14 protein-coding genes are annotated in these 12700 nt (G+C 66.6%); 6 read left to right on the forward strand and 8 right to left on the reverse strand.

Annotated elements, in window-relative coordinates; translation table 11 throughout:
- Positions 1–124: 124 nt before the first annotated feature.
- Together ACEYYA_RS11045 and metG are read right to left on the reverse strand one after the other, a co-directional pair.
- Entirely contained in the window at positions 125–1414 is a 1290-nt protein-coding gene (locus ACEYYA_RS11045) for a tyrosine-type recombinase/integrase (protein WP_374800560.1), read from the reverse strand.
- Positions 1415–1599: 185 nt separating this feature from the next.
- Positions 1600–3309: a methionine--tRNA ligase gene (gene metG / locus ACEYYA_RS11050; protein WP_374800562.1), complete on the reverse strand. Its 1710-nt coding sequence runs from the start codon at positions 3307–3309 to the stop codon at positions 1600–1602.
- Positions 3310–3440: 131 nt separating this feature from the next.
- On the opposite strand from metG, the gene rocF reads away from it, so the two are divergent.
- Together rocF and ACEYYA_RS11060 are read left to right on the forward strand one after the other, a co-directional pair.
- Complete coding sequence (gene rocF / locus ACEYYA_RS11055) at positions 3441–4370, forward strand: arginase (RefSeq protein WP_374800564.1); 930 nt, start codon at positions 3441–3443, stop codon at positions 4368–4370.
- A gap of 3 nt (positions 4371–4373) precedes the next feature.
- The gene (locus tag ACEYYA_RS11060; protein ID WP_374800566.1) at positions 4374–5435 is read left to right on the forward strand and encodes an ornithine cyclodeaminase; all 1062 of its coding nucleotides are present in this window, start codon (positions 4374–4376) and stop codon (positions 5433–5435) included.
- Positions 5436–5479: 44 nt separating this feature from the next.
- On the opposite strand, the gene ACEYYA_RS11065 is transcribed toward ACEYYA_RS11060, so the two are convergent.
- Positions 5480–6772 carry a 4-aminobutyrate--2-oxoglutarate transaminase gene (locus ACEYYA_RS11065; protein WP_374800568.1) on the reverse strand — a complete coding sequence of 431 codons (1293 nt, stop codon included), beginning with the start codon at positions 6770–6772 and terminating at the stop codon, positions 5480–5482.
- Between the two features lie 97 nt (positions 6773–6869).
- Here ACEYYA_RS11065 and ACEYYA_RS11070 point away from each other — a divergent pair, with 97 nt between their 5' ends.
- Both ACEYYA_RS11070 and ACEYYA_RS11075 read left to right on the forward strand, forming a co-directional pair.
- A complete protein-coding gene (locus ACEYYA_RS11070; protein ID WP_374800570.1) occupies positions 6870–7661 on the forward strand; it encodes a MerR family transcriptional regulator in 792 nt (263 codons plus the stop codon).
- Between the two features lie 39 nt (positions 7662–7700).
- On the forward strand, positions 7701–8426 hold the full coding sequence (locus ACEYYA_RS11075) for a rhomboid family intramembrane serine protease (RefSeq protein ID WP_374800572.1): 726 nt from the start codon (positions 7701–7703) through the stop codon (positions 8424–8426).
- 67 nt (positions 8427–8493) lie between these two features.
- On the opposite strand, the gene ACEYYA_RS11080 is transcribed toward ACEYYA_RS11075, so the two are convergent.
- The 3 genes from ACEYYA_RS11080 to ACEYYA_RS11090 all read right to left on the reverse strand — a co-directional run bounded on the left by ACEYYA_RS11080 (position 8494) and on the right by ACEYYA_RS11090 (position 10746).
- Positions 8494–9282 (reverse strand): inositol monophosphatase family protein, encoded by a 789-nt coding sequence (locus ACEYYA_RS11080; protein ID WP_374800574.1) that lies wholly within the window; start codon positions 9280–9282, stop codon positions 8494–8496.
- Positions 9283–9343: 61 nt separating this feature from the next.
- Positions 9344–9838 carry a hypothetical protein gene (locus ACEYYA_RS11085; RefSeq protein WP_374800576.1) on the reverse strand — a complete coding sequence of 165 codons (495 nt, stop codon included), beginning with the start codon at positions 9836–9838 and terminating at the stop codon, positions 9344–9346.
- A 2-nt stretch (positions 9839–9840) separates the two neighbouring features.
- Positions 9841–10746: a LysR family transcriptional regulator gene (locus ACEYYA_RS11090; RefSeq protein ID WP_374800685.1), complete on the reverse strand. Its 906-nt coding sequence runs from the start codon at positions 10744–10746 to the stop codon at positions 9841–9843.
- A gap of 88 nt (positions 10747–10834) precedes the next feature.
- On the opposite strand from ACEYYA_RS11090, the gene metF reads away from it, so the two are divergent.
- Together metF and ACEYYA_RS11100 are read left to right on the forward strand one after the other, a co-directional pair.
- Positions 10835–11698 (forward strand): methylenetetrahydrofolate reductase [NAD(P)H], encoded by an 864-nt coding sequence (gene metF, locus ACEYYA_RS11095; protein WP_374800578.1) that lies wholly within the window; start codon positions 10835–10837, stop codon positions 11696–11698.
- Positions 11699–11789: 91 nt separating this feature from the next.
- Entirely contained in the window at positions 11790–12104 is a 315-nt protein-coding gene (locus ACEYYA_RS11100) for a DnaJ family domain-containing protein (protein ID WP_374800580.1), read from the forward strand.
- A gap of 3 nt (positions 12105–12107) precedes the next feature.
- Here ACEYYA_RS11100 and ACEYYA_RS11105 read toward each other — a convergent pair whose 3' ends face one another.
- Together ACEYYA_RS11105 and ACEYYA_RS11110 are read right to left on the reverse strand one after the other, a co-directional pair.
- On the reverse strand, positions 12108–12512 hold the full coding sequence (locus ACEYYA_RS11105) for a cupin domain-containing protein (RefSeq protein ID WP_374800582.1): 405 nt from the start codon (positions 12510–12512) through the stop codon (positions 12108–12110).
- The gene (locus ACEYYA_RS11110; protein ID WP_374800584.1) at positions 12503–12643 is read right to left on the reverse strand and encodes a hypothetical protein; all 141 of its coding nucleotides are present in this window, start codon (positions 12641–12643) and stop codon (positions 12503–12505) included. The genes ACEYYA_RS11105 and ACEYYA_RS11110 overlap by 10 nt, the downstream gene beginning before the upstream one ends.
- Between the last annotated feature and the right edge of the window lie 57 nt (positions 12644–12700).

Here is a 12700-nt window from a genome sequence, read left to right on the forward strand (position 1 = left end):
CGAAGGTCCAGAAGCGGCGCGACCAACGAAGGGTGACGGGCCAGAGCGCCGCTCCAACCGATCCTTTCAAGCGCGTCGATCAGTTCGGGTGTCGGCTCCGCCCCGACGACAGGCCAACGCCCAGTCATTGCGCTATCCGGACGACCTTAGCGCCCGCCTTCCCGGTCAGGTGATCGGCCCAAGCGGCCATCATGCGGCGGCGCTTCTCGACCTGATCGCCGCGCCGATAGGCAAGCTCGACCGCGTTCCCGGTCTTGTGGGCAAGGGCAATCTCGGCCATCTCGCCGGGGAAGGTGGTGCGTTCGGCCACCCAATCGCGGAAGGTGGACCGCAGGCCATGCGGGACCGCGCGACGGCCCGAGGCCCGATCCACGAAGCCCGGCCCCCCAGCGGCCACCGCGCTTTCATGGATCCGTCGCATGGTCGCGGAAAGGGTCATGTCGGAAATCTGGCCCCCGCTGCACGAGGGGAACACAAGGTCGCTCCCCTCATAGCGCGGCAGGGACTTGAGCAGCGCCACGGCCTCGGGGGACAGGACGACCCGGTGTTCCCGGTCCATCTTCATCCGGGCGGCGGGGATGATCCAGAGACCGGCTTCAGGGTCAATCTCGCCCCATGTCGCGCCCCTTACTTCGCCAGAGCGGGCGGCGGTCAGCGCGGCGAATTCCAGCGCCCGCGCGCCCATTCCATCGCGCCCCCGCAGCGCGGCGAACCAGCGCGGCGCGTCGTCAATCTGCAAGGCGGGCTGTCTGCCCTCGGTTGCGACCTGCGAAGGCTTGGGTAGCAGTTCCTTGAGGTTCGCCGCCCAGCGCGCGGGGTTTTCGCCGGTGCGGTGCCCTGCCACCGTCGCCCAGGACAGAACCGCCTCGATCCTGCCGCGCAGGCGTGATGCGGTCTCGGTGCGCGTCTGCCAGAGCGGTTGCAGCACTCGAAGCACGTCCTGCACGGTAATGTCCTGCACCAGCATCTTGCCGAGTTCGGGCACCGCATGGGCTTGGAGGGTGTTCACCCATTGCTGGCGGTGCTTGGCGTTCTTGAAGCTGTCCAGACGGGAAGAAAGTGCGCGGTCCACCGCCTCGGCAAAGGTCAGCCCACGGCGCTGCATGGCGATAAGGGCCGCACGAGCCGCCTTCCGTTCCTCGACCGGATCAATCCCGGCCTCGATCTTCGCCCGCATCTCGCGCGCCTTGTCGCGGGCTTCGGCCAGAGAGACCGCAGGGAACCCGCCCAGCCCGATTTCCCTGCGCCGTTCCCCTACCTTCGTCCGCAGGAGCCAGGTCTTGCCACCCAAGGGGGTGAGTTGCAGCATGAGACCCGGCACCCCACCCACGGGGGCCAGCCGGTTACCCGCGCCCCCCGGATGCGCCAGCCGCTTCACTTCCAGCGCAGACAGTTCCTTGGCGACCTTCGGCATAGCACCCTCCATTATACCCGCCATTATATTTGCACTCTATCGCCCCGCCTTGCAACATCACGCAACAGGTGGCATAGCTAATATGCTGGCAGAGCTAGAGAAAATGGATCGGGTTGCGACAGGATGCATCAGGCAGATGGCGGGCTCACTGTCCGCCACCCCCCTTCACCTTCCCCGGTGACCGATCACCCGCGCAGCCCGGCAAAGCGTTCGGCCCAATCCTCGCGGCTGGCATCCTCGATCTTGGTGAACAGGTTGTCGGGCACGGTGAAGGCGTGGCCCGGCGCCAGGGTGGACAGCGCGGTGGCGATGTCGGTGGGCCAAGCGGTGTCGTCCGAACCCATCGCGGTCAGCATCGCCTGCGCGGCATCGGGGATGAAGGGCGCCGACAGCACGGCGTAAAGCCGGATCAGGTTCAGGCCCAGCCGCACTTGCATCGCGGCGCGGTCGGGGTCGGTCTTGAACGTCGCCCAGGGCGCGGCCGATTGCAGATATTCGTTGCCCAGCACCCAGATCGCGCGCAATTCGGCGGCTGCCTTGCGGATCTCGATCGCCTCCATCGCGGTCTGATAGGCGGCCAGACGGGCGGTCAGGGCGCGGGTCAACTCCTCCTCCTCGGGGCCGGGGGCGCCGCCGTCAGGCACCACCTCACCGAACTTGGACCGGCAGAACTTGGTGATCCGGCTGACGAAGTTGCCCAGCACATCGGCCAGATCCTTGTTCACCGACTGCTGGAAATTCTCCCAGGTGAACTCGGCGTCACTGTTTTCGGGGGCGTGGGACAGCAGCCACCAGCGCCAGTAATCGCTGGGCAGGATCGACAGGGCCTGATCCATGAACACCCCCCGCCCGCGCGAGGTCGAGAACTGCCCGCCGTCGTAATTCAGATAATTGAACGACTTGATGTAATCGACCAGCTTCCAAGGCTGACCCGACCCAAGGATCGTCGCCGGGAATGACAGGGTGTGGAAGGGCACGTTATCCTTGCCCATGAATTGCGTATAGGTGACGTCGTCCGCGCCCGCATCGGTGCGCCACCAGCGCGCCCAATCGCCGCCCGTCTTGTCCGCCCATTCCTGGGTCGCGGCGATATATTCGATGGGGGCATCGAACCAGACGTAAAAGACCTTGCCCTCCATCCCCGACCACGGCGCGCCGTCGAACTGCGCAGGCACGCCCCAGGACAGGTCGCGGGTGATGCCGCGATCCTGCAAGCCGTCGCCATCGTTCAGCCACTTCTTCGCAATCGAGGTGGTCAGGATCGGCCAATCGGTCTTGCTGTCGATCCAGTCGGCCAGCTGGTCCTTCATCGCGGATTGGCGCAGGAACAGATGCTTGGTCTCGCGCATCTCAAGATCGGTCGAGCCAGAGATCACCGAGCGGGGATTGATCAGATCCACCGGGTCAAGCTGCTTGGTGCAATTGTCGCATTGATCGCCGCGCGCGCTGTCGAAACCGCAGTTCGGGCAGGTGCCCTCGATATAGCGGTCGGGCAGGAAGCGGCCGTCGGCATTGGAATACATCTGCCGTTCGCTGACCTCGCGGATCAGACCGTTTTCGGCCAGCACCTTGCCGAAGGCCTGCGTCAGGGCGTGGTTCTGCGGGCTGGAGGATCGCCCGAAATGATCAAACGACAGCCGGAAGCCGCGCGCCAGTTCGGCCTGAATCGCGTGCATTTCGGCGCAGTAATCGGCCACCGGCTTGCCGGCCTTGGCGGCGGCCAGCTCCGCCGGGGTGCCGTGTTCGTCGGTGGCGCAGATGAACATCACCTCATGCCCGCGGGCGCGCAGGTAACGCGCATACAGATCCGCCGGCAACTGGCTGCCGACCAGATTGCCCAGATGCTTGATCCCGTTGATATAGGGGATCGCCGAGGTGATGAGGTGACGTGCCATATCCGCTGCCTTCCTTGTGCTGACAGCGGTTTAGACCCGCGCGCGCGCCAAGGAAAGTGCAACCATGCCCGCCCTTTCCCCCGCAGGGCCGATCCCGTATCGTGCAGCGAAACGAATTGCGGAGGAAAGACATGCCCCACCATTGCATCCTGATCGGCGCGCCGGTCGATTCCGGCCAACGCCGTCCCGGCTGCCTGATGGGCCCTGCCGCCTATCGCGTCGCAGGCCTTGGCGCGACCATCGAAACCCTGGGCCACACGTTTGAGGATCGCGGCGATGTCGCCCCCGACCTGCCCAAGACGGAACCGGCCTGCGCCAACCCCGCCGTTCACCACCTGGCCGAGACGTTGGGCTGGACCAAGGCCCTGGCCGCCGCCTGCAAGGCCGCGATGGCCGATGGCTTTCCGATCATCATGGGCGGCGATCATTCGCTGTCGCTGGGCTCGGTCGCCGGTGTCGCGGAACATGCCGCCGAACAGGGCCGCCCGCTGTTCGTGCTGTGGCTTGACGCGCATTCCGATTTCCACACGGTCGAGACGACCCAATCGGGCAACCTGCACGGCACGCCGGTCGCCTATATCGCGGGCCGCGCCGGGTTCGACCCGTTCCCGCCCTTCCCCGCGCCGGTGCCTGCCAAGCGCATCTGCCTGTTCGGCATCCGCTCGGTCGACCCCGAGGAACACGCGGCCCTGCTGACGCATGAAATCGACATCAACGACATGCGCGTGCTGGATGAATGCGGCGTCGTTGCCCCCCTGCGTGAGTTCCTGGATGAGGTGCGGGCCGCAAACGGGATGCTGCATGTGTCGCTGGACGTCGACTTTCTTGACCCTTCGATCGCCCCCGCCGTCGGCACCACCGTGCCCGGTGGCACCTCGTTCCGCGAGGCGCATCTGGTGATGGAGCTGCTGCATGAAAGCGGCCTGGTCACCAGCCTCGATCTGGTCGAGCTGAACCCGTTTCTGGACGAACGTGGGCGGACGGCCAAACTGATGGTCGATCTGGTCGGCAGCCTGATGGGCCGCAAGGTCTTTGACCGGCCTACGCGTAGCTTCGGGTGATCCATGGCCAGCCTTAAACCCTCGACCAAGGCCCTTGTCCCGTTTGTCAGCGTCGATGCGATGCTGCGGCTGATCCACGACGTCGGGCTGGAAACCATGCTGGCCGATCTGGCGCAGCGGATCGAGCATGACTTTCGCCGCTGGCCCGATTTCGACAAGACGCCGCGCGTGGCCAGCCATTCCGATGTCGGCGTGATCGAACTGATGCCGACCTCGGACGGCGAACGCTATGGGTTCAAATATGTGAACGGCCACCCCAAGAACATGCGCGAGGGGCTGCAAACCGTCACCGCCTTTGGCCTGCTGGCGGATGTCGATACCGGCTATCCGGTGCTGCTGACGGAAATGACGCTGCTGACGGCGCTGCGGACGGCAGCGACCTCGGCCATGGTGGCGCGGCATCTGGCCCCCAAGGGCGCGACCACGATGGCGATGATCGGCAATGGTGCCCAGTCCGAGTTTCAGGCGCTCGCCTTCAAGGCGGTCTGCGGCATCACCGAGGTGCGGCTGTGGGACATCGACCCCTCCGCCACGGCGAAATGCGCGGCCAATCTGGCCGGGCGCGGGCTGGTGGTGACGCCCTGCGACAGCGCCGAACAGGCAATCCAGGGCGCGCAGATCATCACCACCTGCACCGCCGACAAGGCCTATGCCACGATCCTGTCGGACAACATGGTCGGCGCGGGCGTGCATCTGAACGCCATCGGCGGCGACTGCCCCGGCAAGACCGAACTGGCGCCCGGCATCCTGCATCGCGCGGACATCTTTGTGGAATATCCGCCGCAAACCCGTGTCGAGGGCGAGATTCAGCAACTGCCCGACGATCACCCGGTGACCGAGTTCTGGCAGGTGCTGACCGGCGCGGCCCCCGGTCGCCGCGACGCCGCGCAGATCACCCTGTTCGACGGCGTGGGTTTCGCGATCGAGGATTTCAGCGCGCTTTGCTATCTGCGCGCCCTGATCGAGGCCGACCCGGCGCGCGCCGCGATGATCGACCTGATCGCCGATCCCGACGATCCGCGCGATCTGTTCGGCATGGTGCTGCGCGCGACGCCCAAGGGCTGAATCATGAAGGCCGGGCGCTTTGCCCGGCCTTTCGCTGTTGCGCGTCAGCCGCGTGCGGCGATGATCGCGTCTTCCAGAATATCCAGCGCCTCGTCGAACACCGCATCAGGGATGGTGATCGGCGCGAGGAAGCGGATGACATTGCCATGAACCCCGCAGGTCAGCAGGATCAGCCCGCGCTTCAGCGCCTCTTCGCGCACACGGCCTGTCATCTCGGGGTTCGGGGTGGCGCTGCCCGCGACGTTGAACTCGACCGCGTTCATGAAGCCGGGGCCGCGAATGTCCACGATTTCCGGCACCCGGTCCTGCATCCCGGCCAGACGCTGCTTCAGCCGCTGGCCCAGACGGGTGGCGCGGTCGCACAGGCCCTCGTCCTCGATCACGTCCAGCACTGCATGGGCGGCGGCAATGCCCAAGGGGTTGCCGGCATAGGTGCCGCCCAGACCGCCGGGGTTGGGGCTATCCATCATCTCGGCCCGGCCGGTGACGGCGCTGATCGGCAGGCCGCCGCCCAGACCCTTGGCCATCGTGGTGATATCGGCGGCCACGCCGTGATGTTCCATCGCAAACAGCTTGCCGGTGCGGGCGAAACCGGTCTGCACCTCATCCGCGATCAGCACGATACCGTGCTGGTCGCAGATCGCGCGCAGCTTGGCGAAAAAGCCCTGCGGCACTTCATAGAACCCGCCCTCGCCCTGCACCGGCTCGACGATGATCGCGGCCACGCGCGCGGGTTCCAGATCGGCCTTGAACAGCCGGTCCAGCGCCGCCAGCGCATCATCGCCGCTGACCCCATGCAGCGGGTTCGGGAAGGGCAGATGCCAGACGTCGTTCATCATCGGCCCGAATCCGGCCTTATAGGGCTGCACCTTGCCGGTCAGCGCCATGCCCATGAAGGTGCGCCCATGGAAACCGCCCGCAAAGGCCACGACCGCCGCGCGACCGGTGTAATGGCGCGCGATCTTGATGGCGTTTTCCACCGCCTCGGCCCCGGTGGTGGCGAAGATCGTCTTTTTGGCGAAATCGCCCGGCACCTTGGCGTTCAGACGCTCGGCCAGATGGACGTAGTTTTCATAGGGCATCACCTGATGGCAGGTGTGGGTGAAGCGGTCCAGCTGGTCATGCACCGCCTTCATCACCCGCGGGTGGCGGTGGCCGGTGTTCACCACCGCGATGCCCGCCGCGAAGTCGATATAGCGGTTGCCGTTCTTGTCCCAGACCTCGGCGTTATCGGCGCGGTCGGCATAGATCTGGGTGGTCATGCCGACGCCACGGGCAATGGCGTCATTGCGCCGCTGGGTCAGTTCGGGCGCGGTCTGGGTGGGAACACTGGTCATGGATGGCTCCGATTCGAGGGTGCCCCATCCTTGCATCTTGCATGTTTTCTGCAAGAAATATCTTCCGCCGCGCCCGCGCGCATGCCATCTTGCCGGCATGGAAGATGTGCCGCTGTTTCGCGTGACCGAAGCCGCCCGCGCCGCCGGGGTCGCGCCATCCACCCTGCGCCTGTGGGAAACCCAAGGCCTGATTGCGCCGGGGCGCCGTCCCTCGGGGCAGCGGCTTTATACGGCGGGGGATGTCGCGCGGCTGCAACGCATCGCTTTTCTGCGCCGTCAGGCCGGGCTGAACCCCGCCGCGATCCGCGCGGCCCTGGCAGGCGCGGACAGCCCGCCCGACGCGATCACCAACGAACCCCTCGGCGCGGCCCTGCGCCAGTTGCGGCAGGCGCGCGGCGACACGCTTGAGGCCGTGGCGGGCCAGATCGGCATCTCGGCCTCCGCCCTTGGCACGCTCGAGCGGACCGGCGCGGGGGTGGGCTTCAAGGCTCTGGCCGATCTGGCGCGGCTTTACGGCACCACCGTCTCTGCCCTGTCGGGTCAGGATCAGCCGGGCGATACCGTGGTGCGCGCAGGCGCCGCGCGGCTGTGGCCGATGCCCGCCCCTGGCGTGCGCGTCGAGGTGCTGGCCGAGGGCCGCCGCCAGATGGATTGCCACCGCTTCATCCTGGCCCCCGGCGCCGCCTCGGATGGCGGCTATGACCATTACGGCGAAGAGTTCATCACCGTGATCGAGGGCCGCTTTCGCATCACCCTGGATGGGGCCGAAACGCATGATCTTGGCCCCGGCGATTCGATCTATTTCGACAGCCGCCGCCCCCATGCCTGGGCCAATGCCGCCGACGCCCGCACCGTGCTGATCTGGGTGAACACGCCGCCCAGCTTCTGACCGCTTGACGCGGGCCGGGCAATCATCAAAGGCTGGCGCATGTTCCCGATCCGCGATCACAACCCGTCCGAGCGCACGCCCTATGTCACCATCGGGCTGATTTTTCTGAACATCGTCATCTTCATCCTGACCGAAGGCTGGTCACCCCAGCCCGGCGGCTGGTGGGAGGTCGGGGCGCTGTATCCCGTCGCGGTGCTGGACGGGCAGAATGTCTGGGGTCTGGTGACGCATATGTTCCTGCACGCCGGGATCATGCATCTGATCGGCAACATGCTGTTTCTGTGGATCTTTGGCGACAATCTGGAAGATCAGATGGGGCATCTGCCGTTTCTGGGCTTCTATCTGGCCTCGGGGCTGGCGGCGGCGGCGGCGCAGATGGCGGCGGACCCGACCAGCGGCATCCCGATGGTCGGGGCGTCCGGAGCGATTGCCGGGGTGATGGGCGGCTATCTGCTGTTCTTTCCGCGCGCCCGTGTCGATGTGCTGTTCATCATCGTCATCGTCCTGAAGATCTTCCCGATCCCCGCCTGGATCGTGCTGGGCGTGTGGTTCGCGATCCAGACCTTTTCCGGCGTCATGCTGGCCGGGGGTGAGGGCGGCGTGGCCTATTGGGCCCATGCCGGCGGCTTTGCGGCTGGGCTGCTGCTGGCGCTACCGTTCTGGCTGCGGCGCGGTGCGGGCGGGTTCTGGCAGGCAACGCGCGGCCAGCCGCCGCATCCCGAGGTCGATTATCGCCCGACGCGCATCCCCAGCGTTCGGCGCTGACGGGCAGTCCGGGACCGGGGCCTTGCCCCGGACCAAAGGATATTTTCGCCAAGAAGAAAAGGGTGCGTCAGGCCGGGGCGCGCAGGGTCTTGGCCAGCGGCTCGAACAATTCGGCATTGGCGCCGATCACGCCGCCCTTGTCGAACAGGCTGGCGCCCTCGCGGATCGGCGCGATACGGCCGCCGGCTTCCTTGACCAGCAGCAGGCCCGCCGCCATGTCCCAGGGTTGCAGCCCGCGTTCCCAATATCCGTCCAGACGCCCCGCCGCGACATAGGCCAGATCCAGCGAGGCCGCGCCCCAGCGACGGATCCCCGAGGTCAGCGGCATCAGCCGCGCCAGATCCTGAAGACTGGCGGGCAGCGTCGGGCGACCGGCGAAAGGGATGCCGGTGGCGAACAGCGCCTCATCCATCTTGCGCCGCCCCGACACCCGCATCCGCGCGCCGTTCATGAAGCAGCCACCGCCCTTTTCGGCGGTGAACATCTCGTCCTTGGCGGGGTCATAGACGACCGCCGCGACGATCTCGCCCTTGTGTTCCAGCGCGATCGAGACCGCCCAATGCGGCAGCCCATGCAGAAAGTTGGTGGTGCCATCCAGCGGATCGACGATCCAGCGGCGGGTGGGGTCTTCGCCGCCTTCCTCGCCGGTTTCCTCACCCAGCCAGCCATAGGTGGGGCGGGCGTTGCGCAGTTCTTCCTTGATCGCGCGCTCGGCCTCGCGGTCGGCACGGCTGACGAAATCGCCGGGGCCCTTCGCCGAGACCTGAAGGTTCTCGACCTCGCGGAAGTCGCGCACGAGGCCGCGGGCGGCCTTGCGGGCGGCCTTGATCATGATGTTCAGGTTGGCGGATTGCATCGCGGACTCCTGTGGCGGGGATCGCCGGGGTATAGGGGATGACGCGGGGGATGGGAAGGGGTCAGGAGGCAGGCGCGCCCCGATCCTGTTGTGCAGCCAGATCGCGCATCAGCGCCCCCTCGACCCCGATGCGAAAGGCGAAACCGATGCCGCGACGCGGGAAGAAGCCCGTGTCTGGGCGGATCGGCAGCCAGTCGCTCAGCACCCCCGACCGATTTTCCGCCCGCAGCGCGATCACCACCCGATCGGCATCGTCCCACAGGCGAAACAGCGCCTCCTGCGGCAGCGGCTCGGGGCCGTCCAGCAGGGCTGCGATGGTGCGGTGACGGTCAGTCAGATGGGCGCGTTCGATGCCGGTGATCGGTCGGAACCCCGCGTCCCGATAGGCCGCAAGCGCCGCGCGCGTCACCCCCACAACCCGCCAGGCCAGTGGCTCGGCATACAGCAGCTCCGTCAGCACGCTGCGCAGGGTCTTGGCCGGATAGGCCGACCGGGCCGCGAACAGGGCGCGATAAATCCCATAGGTCGCCGCGCGGCGCATGTCATCGGACGACACCCCTACCCCCTTTGCAATTTCACCGGCTCGGTCCGCCCCAGACGCAGGAAATGGCCCATCCAGGGCAGCGTGCCGTCCTCGGTGCGGGTTGCGGCAAACAGGCGTTTGACCAGGCCGTCCTCCGTGACCCGTCGGGTGATGTAATCGGGGCGGTATTTCACCTCGCGCAGCACCCAGTCGGGCAGCACCGACACGCCGCGGCCCGAGGCGACCAGCATCAGGATCACCGCCGTCAGCTCGACCTGCCGCACCCCGCGCGGCTCGACCCTTGCGGGGGTCAGCAAGCCGCTGAAAATGTCCAGCCGCGACCGGTCGACCGGATAGGTGATCAGCACCTCATCGCGGAAATCCTCGGCGGTGACGTAATCGCGGGCGGCGGCGGGGTGATGCGCGGGGCCGACGAACATCGGCGCATAATCGAACAGCGGATGAAAGGTCACGCCGTCGATATCCACCGGATCGGATGAGATCACCAGATCGACCTCCTCGCGCAGCAGCGCGTCGATGGCACCAAAGGCAAGGCCAGGGCGAATGTCGACATCGACCTCGGGCCAGGCGCGGCGGAACTGTTCCAGCACCGGGAACAGCCAGTCGAAACAGGCATGGCATTCGATGGCGATGTGCAGACGACCGGTACGACCCTCGCGCAGGGCCTGAAACTCGGCCTCGACGGCCGCGATTTCGGGCAGCACCCGTTCCGCCAGACGCAGCAGCCGCACCCCGGCCGCCGACAGCCGCATCGGGCGCGAGCGGCGCACGAAGATCTCGGTCCCGGCCTGATCCTCAAGCGCCTTGATCTGATGGCTCAGCGCCGATTGGGTGATGAACAGCCGGTCGGCGGCGCGCGCAAGACTGCCGGTTTCATGGACCATGGCGATGGTTTTCAGATGTCGCAGGTCGATGTGCATTTGAGGGATTTTCATGCTGATGATGAGGATTATGAATTGGTCTCACATCGCGGGACATGCGACAAGGGCGTAACGAAAGGGAATCGCCATGTCCGTCACCGTCAGTTTCGAGTTCTTCCCCCCGCAAACGCTGGATGCCAGCTTTCGGCTGTGGGAGACCGTTCAGGCGCTGGCGCCGCTGAAACCCGGCTTCGTCTCGGTCACCTATGGTGCGGGCGGCACCACCCGCAAGCTGACGCATGAGGCGGTGACGACGATCGGCAAGAATTATGGTGTGCCGGTCGCCGCGCATCTGACCTGTGTCGAGGCGACGCGCGCCGAGACGATGGAGATTGTCGATGCCTATGCAGCCGCCGGTGTGCGCGAAATCGTCGCCCTGCGCGGCGATGCCCCGAAAGGCGCCGAGCGCTTCATCGCGCATCCCGATGGCTTCGCCAGCTCTGTCGAACTGATCGAGGCCCTGGCCGCCGACGGCCGCTTCACCATCCGCTGCGGCGCCTATCCCGAACCGCACCCGGATGCCGCCGACCCGCTGGCGGATGTCCGTTGGCTGAAGCGCAAATGCGACGCCGGCGCGACCAGCGCCATCACCCAGTTCTTCTTTGACGCCGACACCTTTTTCCGCTTTCGCGATGCCTGCGTGAAAGAGGGCGTCAAGGCCAGGATCATCCCCGGCATCCTGCCGATCCAGTCCTGGGACGGCGCGAAACGCTTTGCCGCCCGCTGCGGCACCGGCGTGCCCGCCAAACTGGACGAGGCTTTCCAGACCGCCAAGCGCGACGGGCGCGAAGATCTGCTGGCGCTCGCGCAATGCACCGCGCTGTGCGACAAGCTGATCCAGGGCGGGGTCGAGGATCTGCATTTCTACACGCTGAACCGCCCGCATCTCACGCAAAAGGTCTGCGCCGCTTTGGGCGTTGCGCAGGCGCCCGTCCTGGAACAGGTCGCGTAACGCTGGTTTCAACGGCGCAAGAGAGTACTTGAGTACAAGAGTAGACGGCGTCTTCCGTGTCCAAATACTTATGCAGCGCGGGGGGCCTGTGATGCGCTTTGACAAACTCGCCGAACGCCAGATCCTGAGGGCACAGGCCGAGGGCAAGCTGGACAACCTCAAGGGCGCAGGGCAGCCGCTGGCCTCGACGACCGGCGACACCGCGCAAGACGCAGGTTTCCGCATCATGGCCGAGGCCGGGGCACTGCCGCGCGAGATTGAACTGCGCAAGGCCGTGGCCGCCCAGCGCGCCACCCTTGCCGCCGCGCCGCCTGAGGTCCGCGCGGCAGAGGCCGCGAAACTCGCGGATCTCGAATTGCGCCTCGCCATCGAGGCCGAGGCGCGGCGGCGGTTTCAGGCTGACTGACCCTCACATCTTGGCCGAAATGTCCCCGCTGCATCCTCGGTCGCGGCGCGTGCCGGGCGCGTCACGTCGTCCCCACCGCTCCGCCGATGACCTCGGCCTGATCCAGATCGACCAGCATCCAGGGCAGCCCGGCATTGCGGAAGATGCGCTTGTTCTGGCGGGGATAGTCCGCGACATCATGGGCCAGCCGATCACCAGGCAGCGCAGCACCTCGGCGCCGGTGTTGAAGATGGAATGCGCGGCGCCGTCCTTGGGATGGGCGATGAAGTCGCCGGGGCCGATGGCATGGGCTTCCTCATCCAGGCACAGCGTGGCTTCACGGGCCAGCACATAGACACATTGATCCTCGTGGTAGTGTCCGTGATGCTCGGTTGTGGCATCGCCGGGCGCGACCTCGATCAGATGCACGCCGACGCCGGGCAGCCCGGTCGCATCCCCGTCCCGCGGTTGATCCGCCGCGCATTCGGGTCGCGGAAATGGGCCTTGGCGGTGCCGGGCATGGCGGCATTCTCGGCGGCGGTCGGGATGCTTCGGGTCATGGCGGGCCTCGTGTTCCGCCGCATAGGAGGGCGCGGGCCATCGGGTCAATCCGGTGC

The organism is Paracoccus zhouxuedongae (assembly GCF_041927815.1).
In the GTDB taxonomy this organism is placed as follows: Bacteria; Pseudomonadota; Alphaproteobacteria; order Rhodobacterales; family Rhodobacteraceae; genus Paracoccus.